We start from the raw sequence: 16,133 nt of genomic DNA, 5'->3' as shown, positions 1-16,133 counted from the left end.
CCGGGCCGGACGCTAGGAACCGGGCTCCGTCCCCGGCGGGATCGTCGGCTCCACCGCGCGACGCAGTGCGCGAGCGGCCTGGGAGTGCGGTTCGATCCTGTCCAGCGCGTCGGCCAGCCGCTCGTAACCTCCGGTCTGCTTCTGGCAGGCCCGGGCGATCTCGTAGAGGAGAGGACGCAGCGGGATGGACAGGTTCACGGAGCTCACGTCGAGCCCGGACTCGGCTAACCAGACACCGCGGACCGACGGTTCCCGCAACGAGACCGCCTGTGCCAGAGCGTCCACCACAGCACGTAGGGGCAGTATCCCCTCGCCGGGAAAGACGGGGTGCGCGGCAGTGCCGGGAACACCGGGAGGGTAGACGGGTCGCCGCTCGGACTCCCGTAATGGGGCGGCGGCCACCCTGAGGAGGACCTCCCGGGAGGCCACCTCGTCCGGTCCGCCGATGCGGACGTCGGAAATCTCGCGGAGTCGGCTGGGTAGAGGCCGTTCCAGGCCGGGGTGAAGGAGGATCGGGAAGAGACGCCGCCAGTCGGACGACCCGTCGGAGAGCGCCTCGTCGAGGAGGGTCTCCGTCATGTCGCCGGTGGTGAGGTACTCCTCGGAGAGGAGGACGATCACTTTTCGGGCGCGCCGCAGTGAGTTCCGTAGGACATGGACCGTGTCTCTGCTGTCTGGCGAAAGCACGTGCGCGTCGACGTCGTAACCGGCACGCCGGAGGTGGTACGTCACCCAGCGTCCCCACGCGGCGTCGGCCTCCGCGTCCGCGTGGCTGACGACGATGTCGACGGGCCGCAGCACGCTGCGGCCGAACAGCGGGACCACGGTCCGGGCGGCTTCCGCGGAGATGACGGGGATCTCCGGGCGCGTCACGGCCCTCGCGACCTCCAGGGCCACCTCGCGCACCAATTCCCAGTAGTCATCGCCGGCCGGGCCGTCGGCGGGCACCGTGTGGAACAGGCCGTGCTTCTCGTACATGCTGCCGAACGCCTGACTGACGTACTGGTATTCGTCTACGCCATCGGGCCACGGCTTGGGGCCACGCCGCCAGACCAGGCCGATCAGGTGACGGGCTCTGCCTCCCTGGCGCTCGTGACGGCGGATGCGTTCGACGAAGACCGCCCACTCGCGTCCGCACCAGTCGCTCCCGAAGTAGCTGGCCGAGTAGAGGGCGATCATGCAATGGGCCCTGCGGGCGGAGTTCCAGATCCGGGGACGCCACCGTTCGCTCGGCTCGATGTCCTCCACATCCATGAAACCCGCGCCGGGGTGGTCCTTTCCCAGGAGGCCGCGGACCTCGGACTGGATGTCGTGGTGGAACCGCTGCACCCGGCTCCGCAGTTCGTCCTGCTCCGAGTAGCTGAGGAAGTACCAGCAGGGACTGTCTTCCGTGTCGGCGGCGGGGTCGTCGGCGTGAAGGCGGTCTCGCCCCGGCGGGAGCGGCCCGTTCACCGACGGTCCCGCAGGCGCTCGATCTCCTCTACGATGCGGCGGGCCTCCTCCAGCCCACTGTTGTCGGGCTCCAGCATCTCCAGTGCGCTGACCGCGGCCGACAGCGTTCCCGGCGTGGTGCTGCACAGGCGGACGACGCCCGTGAGGTGGGTCCGCAGCGTCGGGTACTCGGCGAACGGCAGCGGCGTCGACGTCAGATCATTGATCAAGTCGGTCCACAGCTTGCGCGACGCGGTGTCGGCGAGCAGCGGTGACTCCGCGAGGGTGGCGACCAGCCGGCTCTGCAGGACGGCCGCCCGCCCGGCCGCTCCTGGAGCTGCGCCGGGGTAGGAGGGCTCGTGGTTCTGCTGCCGGGGACGCCTCAGGACGTACTGCAGGATCTCACGAGCCGCCTCCGCGTCCAGTCCCTGCAGGGCGGGTGTGAGCCCGACGCGCAGCACGTCCGGCACCATGCCGGGATCGACCGGCTCCACAAGGAGGGGGGCGAGGCGTCCGTGCGCGGTGGCTGCCGCCACCTCGCTGGACGACCAGTCGGAGTGCGCCCACGAGGGCGAGGCCAGGTAGCGCGGGGAGAGCAGCGTGATGACCACGTCGACGTGCCGCAGGGCGTCCTCAACCTGGCGCACGTAGCTCTCCCCGTCACCCACCGCCCCCGTGCTCTGGCGGACGTCGTGCCCCCATCCTGAGAGCTCCCAGGCCACCCACTCCGCCCAGGAACGATCGTCCGAGGCGAAGCTGATGAACACTCTGGGTTGGTCGCTCGCGGCTCCAGACGGATGAGGGATCGGGGCGACGGGAGTCCAGGCCCGCGTGGAGGCGTCGCCGGGGCTCGCGCCGGGATGCGTGCCACGCAGGGTGCGCTCGGCGCGGGGCGAGGAGAGCACATACCACTCCGTGACCGCAGTCTCCTCGTTGTTCGGGGACCCTGGCGTGTGCGGAGTGTCCCGGTCGCCGAGGGCGGCCAGTACCTCCACGAGCCGGGAGGCCGAGGTGATCGTGTCCGGGTGGTCCTCGCCCAGCACCCGGCGCCGCCGGAGCAGTACCTCCTCACCCAGCACGCGCGCCGCGTCCCACTCACCCAGGGCGGCCAGAGCGTCCACGAGCCGGGAGGCCGAGGTGATCGTGTCCGGGTGGTCCTCGCCCAGCACCCGGCGCCGCCGGACCAGCGCCTCCTCACCCAGCACGCGCGCCGCGTCCCACTCACCCAGAGCGCTCAGGTTCTGCACCAGATCCGTCGCGGCGTCGAGCGTTCTGGGATGGTCCTCGCCTAGCACCCTGCGCAGGCGGGCGAGGGTGTCCTCGTTCAGCGTCCGGGCCGCTTCCACATCGCCCGACTCCACCAGCCGGCCCGCCAGGTTCATGGCGCTGTCCAGAGTGTCGGGATGGTCCTCGCCCAGAACGCGCTGCCGCCTGGACAGGGTGTCCGCGTCGAGTTCCCTGGCCCGGTCGTGTTCACCAGCCTGGCTGCAGGCACGGGCCAGGTAGGTAGCGGTCCACAGCACATGGACGTCATCGGGGCCTAGTTGCCCGCCCCAGACCGTGAGGAGATGTTCGAGACGGGGCAGCGCGGTTTGGACCTGGCCGCGATCCATCAGGTACCAACATGCCTCGCGCGCCGCGGAACGACCCTCCGCGGTGGTGAGAGCGGCGGGATCCGCGGCAAGGAGATGGGGGAGCACGGCAGGCCAGGCACGTTGTGTCTCCTGATCGGTTGCGTCGTCGGGAGTGGCGGCGACCAGCAGCGCCTCGGCCGCGTACGCGGCGGCCTCACGCTCGTCCTCACTCATCTGCGCACGGACGACCGCGTGCGTCAGCGGGTGCACCTGCACGGACCCGTCCTGCACCCGGGCCAGCCCGGACTGAGCCAGCGCGCGCAGTACCTCCTGCATCTCCAGTCGGCTGTCCAGGACGGTTCCAAGCAGCGGCACATCGGGGTCCACGCGGGCGCAGGCATGCAGCGGGAAGGGTTCGGGTGCCAGGAGTGCGCACGCCCGCAGCAGTGCCGCGGCAGCCGGATGGGCGGTCCTCAGGCGCTCTGTACTCAACCGGATCTGCCCGGCCAGCGACACCGGGTAGGTGGCCGGACGGCCATGCTGCAGCACGGTGTCGACGCTGGCCTCGAACAGGTTCAGGAACCTGTCCACGCTGATCCCGTCCCCTACCAGCGCCGCGGCCTGCGCCAAGGCCAATGGCAGGTCCTCCAGCGCCTGCGCCAGCCGGCCGGCGTCGTTCACGGACAGCTGCGGAACGCGCGCCCGGAGCAGCGCGACCGACTCCTCACGCGCGAAGGTGGCCACGTCCACCGGCACGGCCCGGCCCTCCCAGTGCGGATTGCGGGACGTGATCAGCACGTGCCCGCCGCCCTCCGGTAGGTACGCGTCGACAGCCTCCGGATCTTCGGCGTTGTCGAAGACCAGCAGCCACCGTTCGCGCGTGCGCAGCTCGTCCGCGAGCGCGTCCATCGCGTCCGCGACGGGTGTGCCCTTCTCGGCCGCACCGGTCTTGACGGCCAGTGCCGCCAACCGGTCAGGAATCAGCGCCGGTTCCTCCGCGCTCACCCACCAGGCCAGTTCGTACTCTCCAGCGAATCGGTGCGCGTACTCCACGGCCAGTTGGCTCTTTCCCACACCCCCACGTCCGCACAGCACACGCAGTGCCCCCCGTGGCCCGGCCGTCAGAGCCTCTCGCAGCGCCACCAGCAGCGCGTCCCGCCCGATGAAGTCCGGATTGCGCCGCGGCAGGTTCCACACCCGGGGCAGCCGCCCGGGCAACTTCGGTCCCGGGCGCGGCGCGGAGACCGAGCCGGGGAACGCGGGAGGCGCTGTGGGCCGGCGCCGGGGCCCCATGACCGCGGTGAGCAAGGTCTCGCGCGCCGCATCCTCGTCCAGCCCTGCGAGGGAGGCCATTACAAGCGTCCGCAGGATCGGCGGCACCGCCGTGCCGTCGATGCGGATCGGCACCAGTCGCCGCCTGGCGGCCAGCACGGCTCCCCACTCCGCCGTGGTGAACCGGTCCTGATCGAAGTAGGCGGCAGAGAACAACGCCACGATCCGCCCTCGGTCGATCGCGCTCTGCATCTTGAGGACGAAGTTGTCGCCGGCCGCCCAGTCCCAGCGGTCCAGCTCAACCGACCACCCGGCATCCAGCAGTTGCCAGCCCACCCACTCCGCCCAGGCCCGGTCCGGCCCCGCGTAGCTGATAAACACGCGCTGGCTGTCGTCGTTCTCGGTCATCCCCGCCCGTCCCCGCCCACGACCTGCGATCAGGACAACGACCCTAAGACGGAAGGGTCCCGACAACCTCCGCTTCACAAGAAACAGAAGGCATGACTCCGGTTGCAGGCCCACAGCCCCGACCGGGCAGAGTTCGTCATTCGCCTCGACCAGCCCGACCCCGTCGAGTACTGCCGGTGACCACCCACCAGATGCCGATGCTCGAGAACGTCATAGGGACGCGCCAGGAGCTAAAGTAACCGCCGTGCTGCCCGTGCGGCTGCTGCAAGTACCCAACTCGCCTCAGCCCCTCCCCGTTCGTATTGGGCAGCCGCCGTACCGACACCCAGACACGGTCCACCTACCTGCCCCGCCTCCGCGCGCTCTCTATGGAGCACCAGCCTGCGCGATGCAGACGCCTTCACAGTCCTGATGGCGGCCGGGCCCGGGGCGCGTGGCGAACCCTTCTCCGAAGGAGGGTTGCCGAGAATCTGCGCGTCACGTGGGGTGCCCCCCAACCGACAGGGGGGAGAAACGCCGTCCGTGTCGCTATGGCTGCTCGACCAGGTATTCCACTTCTGACACGAGGGACTCTCCGTAGCGCATCGCCGACCCCAGCACGCGTAGTCGCGCGTACTGCTCCTGGGAGAGCTTCGCGCCAACCCGGTGCCCGGTCTCGGAGATTGCTCTCAGCAGCAGTCGGAACGCCAAGTCGGGCGTGCAACCGGTGGCGCACCGGACCAGGGCGTGCCGGATGCCGTCCGGCAGGATTCGGGCCTGGTCGATCTCGGCCAGGACCGCGTCCAGGATGTCGGCACCGTGCTCGGTGTCGGCGCCCGGGGGCACCGCGACGACGTCGCTGAGCGGTCTGACCCGGGGCAAGGACGGCAAGTGGAAGGTGTTCTCCTTCGCCGAGAACGGCGCCACGGCCGACCCGAACGCCATCAGGAACGCCATGGACGACCTCGCCGCGACCGTCAACGGCTGCTGCGCGTAAGCGTGCCGCTTGTCAGACGTGGCCACCGCACCACCCGGAGGCTACAGCTCATTCCGGGAGTCCGTCGGTGGCCACCAGCGACGCTGAGGGGAAGCTCAGAGGCCACCCAGCTTGGTTACCGGCCGACCGGGTTGACGTAGGTACCCGGGTGGGTGGCTCCGTCCTGCTTGAGGATCTGGCCGCCGAACGGCCACTTCAGGGTGAAGTGCGTCGTCTCGTTCGGCGGGGTGACCAGGAACTTCGCCGGAACGAACTTCTCGTTCTGCGGCGTGGACTTGGCCACCGGGAGCAGGGTGATGCTGAAGTCCACCGTGTCCCCCTGCCTCAGGGTCAGCTTTTCGGGCTTCTTGGAGGAGCGCGCCAGCGACCAGGTGCCGTCGGTCTTCTGAGCGCCGACCATGTCGACCCCGGCGAAGCCGGACAGGGTGCAGGTGTGCTTGCTCCGGTTGGTGAACCAGATGTACGCCTCGGTCTGCTTCGCGGTCTGCCCCATCTCCGGCTTCGCGTCATCCCCCATGGCGAAGCCGGCCTTGAGGTCGGCGGTGTGGCAGCGGGTCGGCTCGGCCTTGGCGGGGGCGGCCGAGGCCGGGATGGCGGCAGCGGCAGTGCCGGCGACGACGACGGCCGCAAGGGCCACGGCGGTCAGCTTGCTCTTCATAGTGTTTCGGGTTCCCCTCGAATACGAATCGGCACGCGAGGTCAGTGCGCGCCTACGCGCCTGAAGACGTGCAATGCCTGGGGGGAGGTTCGGTGTGCCGGGGAGCCTTTTCCCGCCATTCGGGCTTCCCACTGTGGCCGCGAACCTCGCCTCTTCCCCGGTCGTCTTCGGTGCGTCCGAGGACCGCCGCCAACTCCCCCACTGCAACAGCCCGTCCATGGCAATGGTCAGCATCCCGACGACGGCCCAGAACTCGGTAGTGGCCCCTGCACCGCCGACATGGTGGCCGCACGCACTCCCGCGCCCAGAACTATGGTGTCCCACCACATACGCCTCTGACCTGCCCGTTCCTACGGTGTGGCGACACGCAAACGTCCCCCGTCGAACGCCAGGAAGTGGTGCCGATGTCGTCGCCCGCAAGCGCTCCGCCAGCCCCGACCAGCCTCCCCCGCATCGTCGCCGCCAGCCTCATCGGTACCACCATCGAGTGGTACGACTTCTTCCTGTACGGATCCGCCGCCGCGCTCGTCTTCAACAAGCTGTTCTTCCCGGACTCCGACCCTCTGGTGGGCACCCTCCTTTCGTTTCTGACGTACGCGGTGGGGTTTGCCGCGCGGCCGCTCGGTGCTCTGGTCTTCGGGCACTACGGTGACCGGCTCGGGCGCAAGAAGCTGCTGGTGCTGAGCCTGCTGATGATGGGCGGGGCCACCTTCGCCATCGGTCTGCTGCCGACGCACGCGACGGCCGGCACCGCCGCCCCCGTGCTGCTCACCACACTGCGGCTGGTGCAGGGGTTCGCGCTCGGCGGCGAGTGGGGCGGCGCCGTACTGCTCGTCTCGGAGCACGGCGACGCACGGCGGCGCGGCTTCTGGGCCTCCTGGCCGCAGACCGGGGCGCCGGCCGGCCAGCTCCTCGCCACGGGTGTGCTGTCCCTGCTGACCGCCGTGCTCTCCGACAGCGCGTTCGGCACCTGGGGATGGCGCATACCGTTCCTGCTGTCCGGAGTGCTGGTGGTCGTCGGCTTGTGGATTCGTCTGTCTGTCGATGAATCGCCTGTATTCCAGCAGGCTTTGGAGCAGGCCGAGGCCCGGAAGGCGGCCAAGGACGCCGACGCGGAGAAGCTGCCGCTGGTGTCCGTTCTGCGGCACCACTGGCGGGATGTGCTGGTCGCGATGGGCGCGCGGATGGCGGAGAACATCAGCTACTACGTGATCACCGCCTTCATCCTCGTCTATGCCACCACGTCGGCCGGCGTGTCCAAGCAGACGGCCCTCAACTCCGTGCTGATCGCGTCCGCGGTGCACTTCGCCGTCATCCCGGCGTGGGGCGCGCTGTCGGACAGGATCGGCCGCCGGCCCGTGTATCTGCTGGGCGCGGCCGGAGTCGGCCTGTGGATGTTCCCGTTCTTCTCGCTCATCGACACCGGCGGCTTCGGCAACCTCGTCCTCGCCGTGACCGTTGGTCTGGTGCTGCACGGGGCGATGTACGCACCCCAGGCGGCCTTCTTCTCCGAGATGTTCGCCACCCGCATGCGGTACTCGGGTGCGTCCATCGGCGCCCAGTTCGCCTCCGTGGCGGCCGGCGCCCCGGCCCCGCTCATCGCCACCGCACTGCTGTCCGACTACGGCAGTTCCACGCCGATCGCCCTCTATGTGATCGCGGCCGCCGTGCTGACGCTGGTCGCGGTGGGCGTCGCGAAGGAGACACGCGACCGCGATCTGGCGCGGGTGGACGACCCGGCGGACACCGCATCCGCGGGGACCCGGACGGCGGATGCCCGTACCGCCTGATCCCCCGGTTCCTCCCTCCGGTCCCGTGCGTCGCGGCGTACGGGACCGGTGCGCGTCCGGGTGGGGGGATTCGACGGGTCGGCCCCCATGCGCGGTGCGACCGGGGGGCCGTCCGCGGGTCCGGGGTCAGCCGTGGGGCGCCGACGACAACCGGTGCAGGCGCAGGGCAAGCTGTATCTCCAGGGCGCGGGCCGGGCACTGCCAGTCGTCGCCGAGGAGCCGGCTCACCCGCTCCAGTCGCTGCGCCACCGTGTTCACATGGACATGCAGCCGGTCCTTGGTACGGGCCGGGCTCATCCCCGACTCGAAGTAGGCGTCGAGGGTGCGGACGAGATCGGTCCCCCGCCGGTCGTCGTAGGCGACGACCTGGCCGATCGTACGCTCGACGTACCCCGCGATGTCTCTGTCCCCGGCGAGCAGCAGCCCCAGGAAGCCGAAGTCCTCCGCCGCGGCACCGTCGCCCGCCCGTCCCAGCAGGCGCAGGGCCTCCAGGCAGCGCTGCGCCTCCGTGTAGGCCGCGGCCACCCTGTCCGGGCGGGCGGCGAGGTTCTCGACGGGGGCGGAGGCACCGACGGTGACCGCTTCGTGGACGGCGGTGCCCAGCTGACGGGCCGTGCGGCGGGCCAACCGGGTTGCGGTGGCGCCGCCTTCCAGAGGCAGCAGCAGGACCGTACCGCCGTCGCGGGCGGCCGCGAGCCCGTGACGGGTGGCCGCGAGGTGGGACGCGGCGGACGCCAGACGGCGGCGGGCGGCCGCCTCCTGGTCGGCGTCGGCCGCTGCGCCGTCGAGGCGGGCGGCGAGCACGACATGGGTGGCGTCGAGATCGGCGCGCAGCCGCGAGGCACGCTCGCGCAGGACGCGTGGGTCGCGGTCACGGGCGTCGAGGAGGTCGTCCAGCAGCTCGCCGCGCACGCGTTGTTCGGCATCCACTGCCGAGCGACGGGCGAGCAGCAGCAGGGAGGTGACCATTGCGGCACGCTCGAGGGTGCGCTGGTCGACCGGGTCGAGTCGTGGATGGCCGCGCAGTACCAGCGCGCCGAGCAGTTCGCCGCCGGCCGCTACGGCGGCGACCCAGTCGTCCCCGCGCCGAACCGCATGACCCTCGGCGCGGGACGCTTCCAAGGCCGCGGCGGGGGCGGCGTCCGCCTCGGCGAACTCGACCGTGCCGTCGAGGACTTGGGAGACCGCCGCGGCGACGTCCTGGACGCCGCCGCCGCGCAGGACGAGTTCGGCGAGCCGGTCGTGCACATCGGAGGCCCGCTCGATGACCGCGCTGCGGTCACGGATGATCTCGTTGGCGCTCGCGAGCCTGTCGAGGGCCGAACGGGTCTCGGTGAGCAGGTTCGCGGTGTCGATGGCCGCGGCGGCCAGCGCGGCGAACGAGCCCAGGAGGGCGATCTCCTCCCGCTCGAACACCCGGGCACGCCGGTCGGCCGCGAACAGCACCCCGATGACCTGCGGGCCGATCATCAGGGGCACACCGAGGATCGCCACGAGCCCTTCGTCACGGACACCGGAGTCGATCGTCCGTGTGTGCTGGAAGCGGCCGTCCTGGAAGTAGTCGGGCGTCACATAGGGGCGGGCGGTCTGCGCGACGAGTCCTCCCAGTCCCTCGCCCATGCCGAGGCGCAATTGCTGGAAGCGCGCGGCGACCGAGCCTTCGGTGACCCTCATATAGGTGTCGCCCGCAGCCTCGTCGTGCAGGGTCAGATAGGCGACGTCGGTGCTCAGCAGCGACCTGGCGCGCTGGACGATCGCCGAGAGGACGGCGTCGAGGTCACGCAGGCCCGCCAGGTCGTGGGCGGTCTCGAAGAGTGCGGACAGCTCGGCTTCCCGGCGGCGCCTGCCCTCCATCTCCGCACGCACACGCAACGCGAGACGCTTCGCCTGTTCGAGCGCGTCGATGCGCTCGGGAGGCAGGCCCTCGGCGCGGGCGAGCAGCACCGGCTGCTCGTAGGCGTCGGCCGACGCGCCCCGGGCCAGGAGCTCCAGGAACGGGGCCTCGTCATGGGTGCCGGGGGGTGCCGCGGACTGTACGTGATCGCGTGACATGCCCCCAGGATGGCCCACCACAGGGCCGGCTCCACCGGCCCTGTGGACAACTCTTGGCATGCTCCCGCTCAGTGGGCGGTCCAGCCGCCGTCGAGGACCAGCGAGGTACCGGTGATGAAGGAGGCCCCGGGGCTGCACAGATAGGCCACCGCCTCGGCGACCTCCTCCGGTTCGATGAGCCGTTTGACGGCCGTGTCCTGGAGCAGCACCTCGGACAGCACGCGCTCCTCGGGGATTCCGTGCGCCCTCGCCTGGTCCGCGAGCTGCTTCTCCACGAGGGGTGTGCGCACATACGCCGGGTTCACGCAGTTCGATGTGACACCGTGGGGCGCGCCCTCGAGGGCCGCGGTCTTGGAGAGCCCTTCCAGCCCGTGTTTGGCGGCGACGTAGGCCGACTTGAAGGCCGAGGCGCGCAGCCCGTGGACCGACGACACGTTGACGATACGGCCCCATCCCTGGCCGTACATATGGGGCAGTGCTCCGCGGATGAGCCGGAACGGCGCCTCGAGCATCACCGTGAGGACGGTGTGGAAGACATCGGGCGGGAACTCCTCCAGCGGCCGCACCAGTTGGAGTCCCGCGTTGTTGATCAGGACATCGGTGCCGGCGGCGGCGAGTTCGGCCGCGTCGAGGTCGGTGAGGTCGAGGCCGTGCGGCTCGACGGTGCCCGGAAGGCCGTCGGCCGCTTCGGCGAGGTCGTCGAGGCCGGCGGCGTCCCGGTCCACCGCTCTCACCTTGGCCCCGGCGGCCGCCAGCCGCAGCACGCAGGCGCGGCCGATGCCGCCGGCGGCACCGGTGACGAGGGCGGTGCGACCGCCGAGATCGAGCGAGAGGGCGTGGGGGGCCGACAGGGGGCGGGGCTCGGTCATGTGTCAACCCTAGACAGCGCCCCACCCACGCCTCATATGGTCAACACCCACACTTCACAAGAGATTAGTGGGGTCAAACCATGTGGGTGCGTCCGACAGCGCTTGCTTGATCCGCAGCAACGCGAGCTCGTCCATCGCCGGCAGCGCGTCCACCGGGAACCAGTCCACGTCGAGCGACTCGTCGTCATTGACACGCGCCTCGCCCCCGACGGCGCGGCAGCGGAACGTGATGTCCATGTACTGGCACGTGTCGCCGTTCGCGTACGTCACCGGGGTCAGCGCCTGGACGAGGACGACCCGCTCCGCGACGCACCGCACGGCCGTCTCCTCGTGCACCTCGCGCACGGCGCAGGCGGCAGGTTGCTCGCCCGGGTCCGGAATGCCGCCGATCAGCGACCACCGCCCGCTGTCGGCCCGGCGCCCCAGCAGGACTCGGCCGTCGTCGTCGAAGACCACGGCGGTGACGCCGGGGAGCCAGAGCAGCTGATGGCCCGCGGAGGCGCGGATGGTTGTGATGAATTCGGGAGTGGCCATGGGGAGACCCTATGGGGCCGGTGCAGAGATCTTCGTGTCCTCCGGGCGGACATCCTGGACGGCGCGGTCGCGGCGGCCGCGTGCCGCCGACGCCATCGCCCAGGCGAGCCCGCCCAGCGCGATGACCACGAGCACCGCCTCGGGCAGGGTGCCGAGCCGTGTGGCGGGGGTCTCGGAGGAACGCAGCGGCACCTTCTGGACCAGCGAGTCGGCCACGAACATCCCGGTCCGCTGGGTGATCTTCCCGTCCGGCATGATGACCGCGCTGACGCCGCTGGTCACCGGGACGGTGACGGTCCGGCTGTGCTCGACCGCGCGCACCCGGGACATGGCGAGCTGCTGGTAGGTCATCTCACTGCGGTCGAAGGTCGCGTTGTTGCTGGGCACCGAGATCAGCTGCGCGCCGTCCGTGACGGTCGAGCGCACCGTCCAGTCGAAGGCGGCCTCGTAGCAGGTGACCAGTCCCACCTTGGCGTCCGCCATGCTGAACACGCCCGGCTTGTGGCCCCGGCTGAAGTCCTGGCGCACCATCGACGTCCAGTTCTTGTTGATGGCGCCCAGCAGCGGGCGCAGTGGGAGGTATTCGCCGAACGGCTGGACCTGCCGCTTGTCGTAGCTGTCGACCGGGCCCTTGTCCGGGTCCCACAGGATCTGCTCGTTGTAGAGCTTGCCGTCACGCTCGACGACACCGCCCACCGAGACGGGTGCGCCGATCGCGCGGGCGGCCCCGCTGATCACCGCGGCGGCATCGACGTTGGCGAAGGGGTCGATGTCGGAGGAGTTCTCCGGCCACAGCACCAGGTCGGGCCGCGGGACCTTGCCCGCCTTGACCTTCTCGGCCAGGCGCTCGGTCTCGCGCGCGTGGTAGTCGAGAACGGCGCGCCGCTGGGCGTTGAACTCGAGCCCCGAGCGCGGCACGTTGCCCTGGATGAGGGCGACGGTCGCGGTGCCGTTCTCGGCCTTGTCGCTGACCAGGGAGCGCGCGGCGACGGCGCCCACCACGGGAACCGCGACACTCAGCAGGGCCACGACGGCGGCTCCGCGCCGAAGGACGCCGGCATTGCGCCGCCCGTCCGCGACCACGCGTACGGTCTCGGCGAGACCGAAGCCGCACAGTACGACGGCGAAGCCGAGCACCGGGGTGCCGCCCACCGCCGCGAGCGGCAGGAAGACGCCGTCCGCCTGGCCGAAGGCGATCTTCCCCCAGGGGAAGCCGCCGAAGGGCACACGCGCGCGTGCCGCTTCTCCCGCGATCCATATGGCGGCCGCCCACACTGGCCAGGCGGGGAGCCGGGAGGCCAGCGTGATGCCCGCGCCGACGAGCGCGACGAAGGCGGCCTCCACCGCGACCAGAGCGAGCCAGGGGCCGGAGCCGACCTCGACGCCGGTCCATACCAGCAGCGGGAGCAGAAAACCGAGGCCGAACAGATAGCCGAGGCCGAGGCCCGCCTTCCAGGTGCGGCCGCGCAGGGTCCAGCCGAAGACGGCGAAGGCCGGGAGGGCCAGCCACCACAGGCTCCGGGGCGGAAAGCTGACGTAGAGCAGCACTCCGGAGAGCGCGGCTGCGGCGGCCGGAAGGAGGCGCCGTACCCGGCGGGCACCACGGGGTGCGGGTGCGGCCTGGGGTTCGAGCTGTTCCGGCTCGCCCACGGGAGTTGCGGTGACGGTCACCCGGGGAGTCTACGGCGCGTGACCAGGCCCCGGACAGCTCGGTCCATACGGCTCCCCATGGCTTCCGCCTACATTTATCCGTTTTGCTCCACCCTCCTGCTGCAACGTTTCTGCGCAACTCGTCCACAACCCGGCGCATCACCCGTTACGGTGTGCGCGGGCCTCTGACGTGCGGCCGCACACGGCCGGGACGTGGGGCCCGGCACAAGGGGGCGGCGGGGTGGGATCCACGGGAGGGGCGGCGGGGTGGGATCCACGGGGACGGAGTCCGCGGCCGGGGTCGCTGACGCGGAAGACGAGAGACGAAACGTTTCGGATGCGGCGGGCGTCCTCCTGCTCGCCGCATGCGCGGCCTGGTCGCTGATCACGGCCGCCGCGCACGGCGGGCGGCCCGAGGGCATCCTCCTTGCGGTGCTGGCAGTCACCGCCGGCTACGCCTCCGGGCGCATCTTCGGGGCTCTGCTGCCGGTGGCCGCACCAGCCGTGGGCGCCCTGCTCGGTGTCGGGTTCGCCATCGCCGCACCGCACGCGATGCCGGGCCCGCAGCCCCTGGCCCCGCTCGGACACAGCGGCGCGGTCGCCGCCCTGCTGACGCTCTCCTCGGGAGCGGCGTGCTGCGCGGCATGGGCGGCCCGGGGCCCGGCGCCGCAGTTCGCGCTTCGCCTGTCCGTCCCCGGGATCGCGGGGGTGGCGGCGGCACTGGGCTCAATGACGGGCCTCGTCGCGTCCATCGGCGTACTGCTGTACTCGCTCACCGCGGACCGGACACGCCATCGCGCCCGGGTTCTGACCGTGTTCGCGCTCGTGGCGACCCTGGTGACCGCGGCGACCTGGGCCATGGCCGGGAACGTCACGCCCGGCGCCCCCTCGGCGCTCCTCGAGGACCAGCTCGGCGGGCACCGAGTCCTGCTCTGGCGCGACGCGCTCACCCTGGCCCGCGAGCATCCGGCGCTCGGTGCGGGGCCCGGGCTTTTCGGCGAGCTGAGCCCCGTGGCCGCCCAGTCGCTGCTGCCCGACGGCAAGCCCCATTCCGCACCCCTGCAGCAGGCCGCGGAACAGGGACTGATCGGGCTGGCACTGCTCACGGCCGTCTTCTGCTGGTTTCTGCACGCCCTCCGGCGCACACAGCGGCCCACACCGATCGCCCTCACGGCGGGCGCGGCTCTCACCGCGCTGGCGGTCATCGCATCGGTCGGCGACGCGCTGAGCTTCACCGCGGTGACGGCCGGCGCGGGCATGCTGGCCGGAATCGCGACGGCGCGACCGCTGTGGGACGGCGAGGGGCCGGGCGGACAGCACCCCAGGAACCGTGCGGAGAGCAGCCGATAAATAGGGAGTGACCAATGGATAAGGAGTAAGGGGATAGATAAGGAGTAGGGGGAGGCGGCAGGGTCCCCGTTCAGTGCGTGGCGCCCGGCAGGCTCGGATGCAGCCGGGCCCGGATGACCCGTACCGCGGACTCGGCGTTGTCCACGGTGATCGTGAAGGTGTGGCCGTCCCACAGGCGCAGAACGACGCCCTCACCACGTCGTACGACGACGGCCGTGCCCTTCTCGGGGCGCCAGCGGTAACCCCAGCCGCCCCACTGACGCGGAGTGACCCGGGGGACGAATTCGGCTCCGGCGACGAGCGAGAGAGGGATGCGGCGGCGCGGAACACCGATGTGGCCGCAGCGCACCTCGAGACACTCCTTGTCGACCTTCACGGCGACATGCACGAAGGCGAGCGTGCCGAAGAGGACCAGCAGTCCGGCCGCGATACAGCCCACGACGGACATGACCAGCGGGAGGATGCCGGACGACCACGCGGAGTCGACGGCGAGCTCGATCCCGAGCGCCATGCAGGCGGCACCGACGAGCGCCGCGAGCCACTGGGCACGGTTCGTCGCGCGTCCGGTCCAGATCTCCGACTGCGGGGCCCTGTCACCGTCCAGGTGGTCCCTCATGCCTTGAGGGTACCCATGTTTCGGAGTGCGGGCATGGTGTTGCACAGCGTCACCGGTCCGGGTAACGGCCGACGAACGCGAGCCGGGCCCGGGCCGTCCTCACCCGGCCGTGCTGACCGCCTGCAGGAGCTTGCCCTCGTGGTACGCCAGCGCCGCGGCCGGCAGCACACCCTGGCGTCCGCTGAGCAGCACCGTCAGTCCGGCACCCTCGGTGGCCTGCGGGGCCACGTCCGCGCCGAGGCGGCGCAGCGCCTGCGCGGCGACGGCGCCGGCCGAACCGTGCAGAACGAGGGGCGGACGGTCCGGCTGCTGCACGGCGGCGCGGATCCGCTCGGCGACCAGTTCGTAGTGGGTGCAGCCCAGGACCAGGGTCGTCACCTCGGCCGGCGTGCGCGCCGCGGCCGCGGCGACGGCCGCGTCGATCGCCGCGTCGTCAGCCTTCTCCACGGCGTCCGCGAGCCCGGGGCACGGGACCTCGGTGACCTCCACTCCGTCCGCGAACTCCCGGATCAGTCCGCGCTGGTAGGGGCTGCCGGTGGTGGCGGGCGTCGCCCAGATGGCGACCGGTCCGCCGCCCGCCGCGGCCGGCTTGATCGCCGGGACCGTGCCGATGACCGGCAGACCGGGTTCGAGGAGGGCGCGCAGCGCGGTCAGGGCGTGAACGGACGCCGTGTTGCAGCCGACGATGAGGGCGTCGGGCCGCTGGGCGGCGGCAGCCTCGGCGACGGCCAGGGCCCGCTGGGTGAGGTCCTCGGGGGTGCGCGGCCCCCAGGGCATGCCGTCGGGGTCCAGCGAGAGCACGAGATCTGCGTCGGGCCGAAGACGCCGCACCGCCGCGGCGGCCGGCAGCAGTCCGATTCCGGAGTCCATCAGCGCGATCTTCACCCGGAAACCATAGACGATGGGCCCCGACGGCCCTTCCCTTGGGGCAGACTGCGACGGGTGAGTGCCCT

12 protein-coding genes are annotated in these 16,133 nt (G+C 71.3%); 2 read left to right on the top strand and 10 right to left on the bottom strand.

What is annotated here, in order from left to right; all coding sequences use genetic code 11:
• Positions 1 to 12: 12 nt before the first annotated feature.
• From LZ604_RS13635 to LZ604_RS13615, 4 genes are all read right to left on the bottom strand, one after another.
• A complete protein-coding gene (locus LZ604_RS13635) occupies positions 13 to 1,452 on the bottom strand; it encodes a TIR domain-containing protein (RefSeq protein ID WP_234515329.1) in 1,440 nt (479 codons plus the stop codon).
• Positions 1,449 to 4,685, bottom strand: coding sequence for an FxSxx-COOH system tetratricopeptide repeat protein (gene fxsT / locus LZ604_RS13630; protein WP_234515328.1), 3,237 nt, complete (start codon positions 4,683 to 4,685; stop codon positions 1,449 to 1,451). The genes LZ604_RS13635 and fxsT overlap by 4 nt, the downstream gene beginning before the upstream one ends.
• 528 nt (positions 4,686 to 5,213) lie before the next feature.
• Positions 5,214 to 5,687 carry a hypothetical protein gene (locus tag LZ604_RS36235; RefSeq protein ID WP_372482134.1) on the bottom strand — a complete coding sequence of 158 codons (474 nt, stop codon included), beginning with the start codon at positions 5,685 to 5,687 and terminating at the stop codon, positions 5,214 to 5,216.
• Positions 5,688 to 5,776: 89 nt separating this feature from the next.
• Complete coding sequence (locus LZ604_RS13615) at positions 5,777 to 6,319, bottom strand: DUF4232 domain-containing protein (protein ID WP_234515326.1); 543 nt, start codon at positions 6,317 to 6,319, stop codon at positions 5,777 to 5,779.
• 404 nt (positions 6,320 to 6,723) lie between these two features.
• On the opposite strand from LZ604_RS13615, the gene LZ604_RS13610 reads away from it, so the two are divergent.
• The gene (locus tag LZ604_RS13610; RefSeq protein WP_234515325.1) at positions 6,724 to 8,109 is read left to right on the top strand and encodes an MFS transporter; all 1,386 of its coding nucleotides are present in this window, start codon (positions 6,724 to 6,726) and stop codon (positions 8,107 to 8,109) included.
• Between the two features lie 126 nt (positions 8,110 to 8,235).
• Here the strand turns inward: LZ604_RS13610 and LZ604_RS13605 are convergent, their stop codons facing one another.
• The 4 genes from LZ604_RS13605 to lnt all read right to left on the bottom strand — a co-directional run bounded on the left by LZ604_RS13605 (position 8,236) and on the right by lnt (position 13,235).
• Positions 8,236 to 10,161 carry a helix-turn-helix domain-containing protein gene (locus LZ604_RS13605; protein WP_234515324.1) on the bottom strand — a complete coding sequence of 642 codons (1,926 nt, stop codon included), beginning with the start codon at positions 10,159 to 10,161 and terminating at the stop codon, positions 8,236 to 8,238.
• A gap of 68 nt (positions 10,162 to 10,229) precedes the next feature.
• Positions 10,230 to 11,030 carry a 3-hydroxybutyrate dehydrogenase gene (locus LZ604_RS13600; protein WP_234515323.1) on the bottom strand — a complete coding sequence of 267 codons (801 nt, stop codon included), beginning with the start codon at positions 11,028 to 11,030 and terminating at the stop codon, positions 10,230 to 10,232.
• A gap of 54 nt (positions 11,031 to 11,084) precedes the next feature.
• Positions 11,085 to 11,564: an NUDIX hydrolase gene (locus tag LZ604_RS13595; RefSeq protein WP_234515322.1), complete on the bottom strand. Its 480-nt coding sequence runs from the start codon at positions 11,562 to 11,564 to the stop codon at positions 11,085 to 11,087.
• Positions 11,565 to 11,573: 9 nt separating this feature from the next.
• A complete protein-coding gene (gene lnt, locus LZ604_RS13590; protein WP_234515321.1) occupies positions 11,574 to 13,235 on the bottom strand; it encodes an apolipoprotein N-acyltransferase in 1,662 nt (553 codons plus the stop codon).
• Positions 13,236 to 13,481: 246 nt separating this feature from the next.
• Here lnt and LZ604_RS13585 point away from each other — a divergent pair, with 246 nt between their 5' ends.
• On the top strand, positions 13,482 to 14,564 hold the full coding sequence (locus LZ604_RS13585; RefSeq protein WP_234515320.1) for an O-antigen ligase family protein: 1,083 nt from the start codon (positions 13,482 to 13,484) through the stop codon (positions 14,562 to 14,564).
• Positions 14,565 to 14,634: 70 nt separating this feature from the next.
• Here LZ604_RS13585 and LZ604_RS13580 read toward each other — a convergent pair whose 3' ends face one another.
• Both LZ604_RS13580 and LZ604_RS13575 read right to left on the bottom strand, forming a co-directional pair.
• The gene (locus LZ604_RS13580; RefSeq protein ID WP_234515319.1) at positions 14,635 to 15,180 is read right to left on the bottom strand and encodes a hypothetical protein; all 546 of its coding nucleotides are present in this window, start codon (positions 15,178 to 15,180) and stop codon (positions 14,635 to 14,637) included.
• Positions 15,181 to 15,279: 99 nt separating this feature from the next.
• The gene (locus tag LZ604_RS13575; RefSeq protein ID WP_234515318.1) at positions 15,280 to 16,065 is read right to left on the bottom strand and encodes a glutamate racemase; all 786 of its coding nucleotides are present in this window, start codon (positions 16,063 to 16,065) and stop codon (positions 15,280 to 15,282) included.
• Positions 16,066 to 16,133 lie beyond the last annotated feature (68 nt).

It is taken from the genome of Streptomyces glomeratus (assembly GCF_021462825.1).
GTDB classification, from domain to species: Bacteria; Actinomycetota; Actinomycetes; order Streptomycetales; family Streptomycetaceae; genus Streptomyces; species Streptomyces glomeratus.
The sequence above is the reverse complement of the archived record's forward strand: the minus strand, read 5'-3'. Positions and strand labels throughout refer to the sequence as shown.

Bases quoted from the DNA above. Each gene is read 5' to 3' on its own strand.
- fxsT (WP_234515328.1), bottom strand. From the start codon at position 4,685: ATGACCGAGAACGACGACAGCCAGCGCGTGTTTATCAGCTACGCGGGG.
- LZ604_RS13615 (WP_234515326.1), bottom strand. From the start codon at position 6,319: ATGAAGAGCAAGCTGACCGCCGTGGCCCTTGCGGCCGTCGTCGTCGCC.
- LZ604_RS13610 (WP_234515325.1), top strand. From the start codon at position 6,724: ATGTCGTCGCCCGCAAGCGCTCCGCCAGCCCCGACCAGCCTCCCCCGC.
- LZ604_RS13605 (WP_234515324.1), bottom strand. From the start codon at position 10,161: ATGTCACGCGATCACGTACAGTCCGCGGCACCCCCCGGCACCCATGAC.
- LZ604_RS13600 (WP_234515323.1), bottom strand. From the start codon at position 11,030: ATGACCGAGCCCCGCCCCCTGTCGGCCCCCCACGCCCTCTCGCTCGAT.
- LZ604_RS13595 (WP_234515322.1), bottom strand. From the start codon at position 11,564: ATGGCCACTCCCGAATTCATCACAACCATCCGCGCCTCCGCGGGCCAT.
- LZ604_RS13580 (WP_234515319.1), bottom strand. From the start codon at position 15,180: ATGAGGGACCACCTGGACGGTGACAGGGCCCCGCAGTCGGAGATCTGG.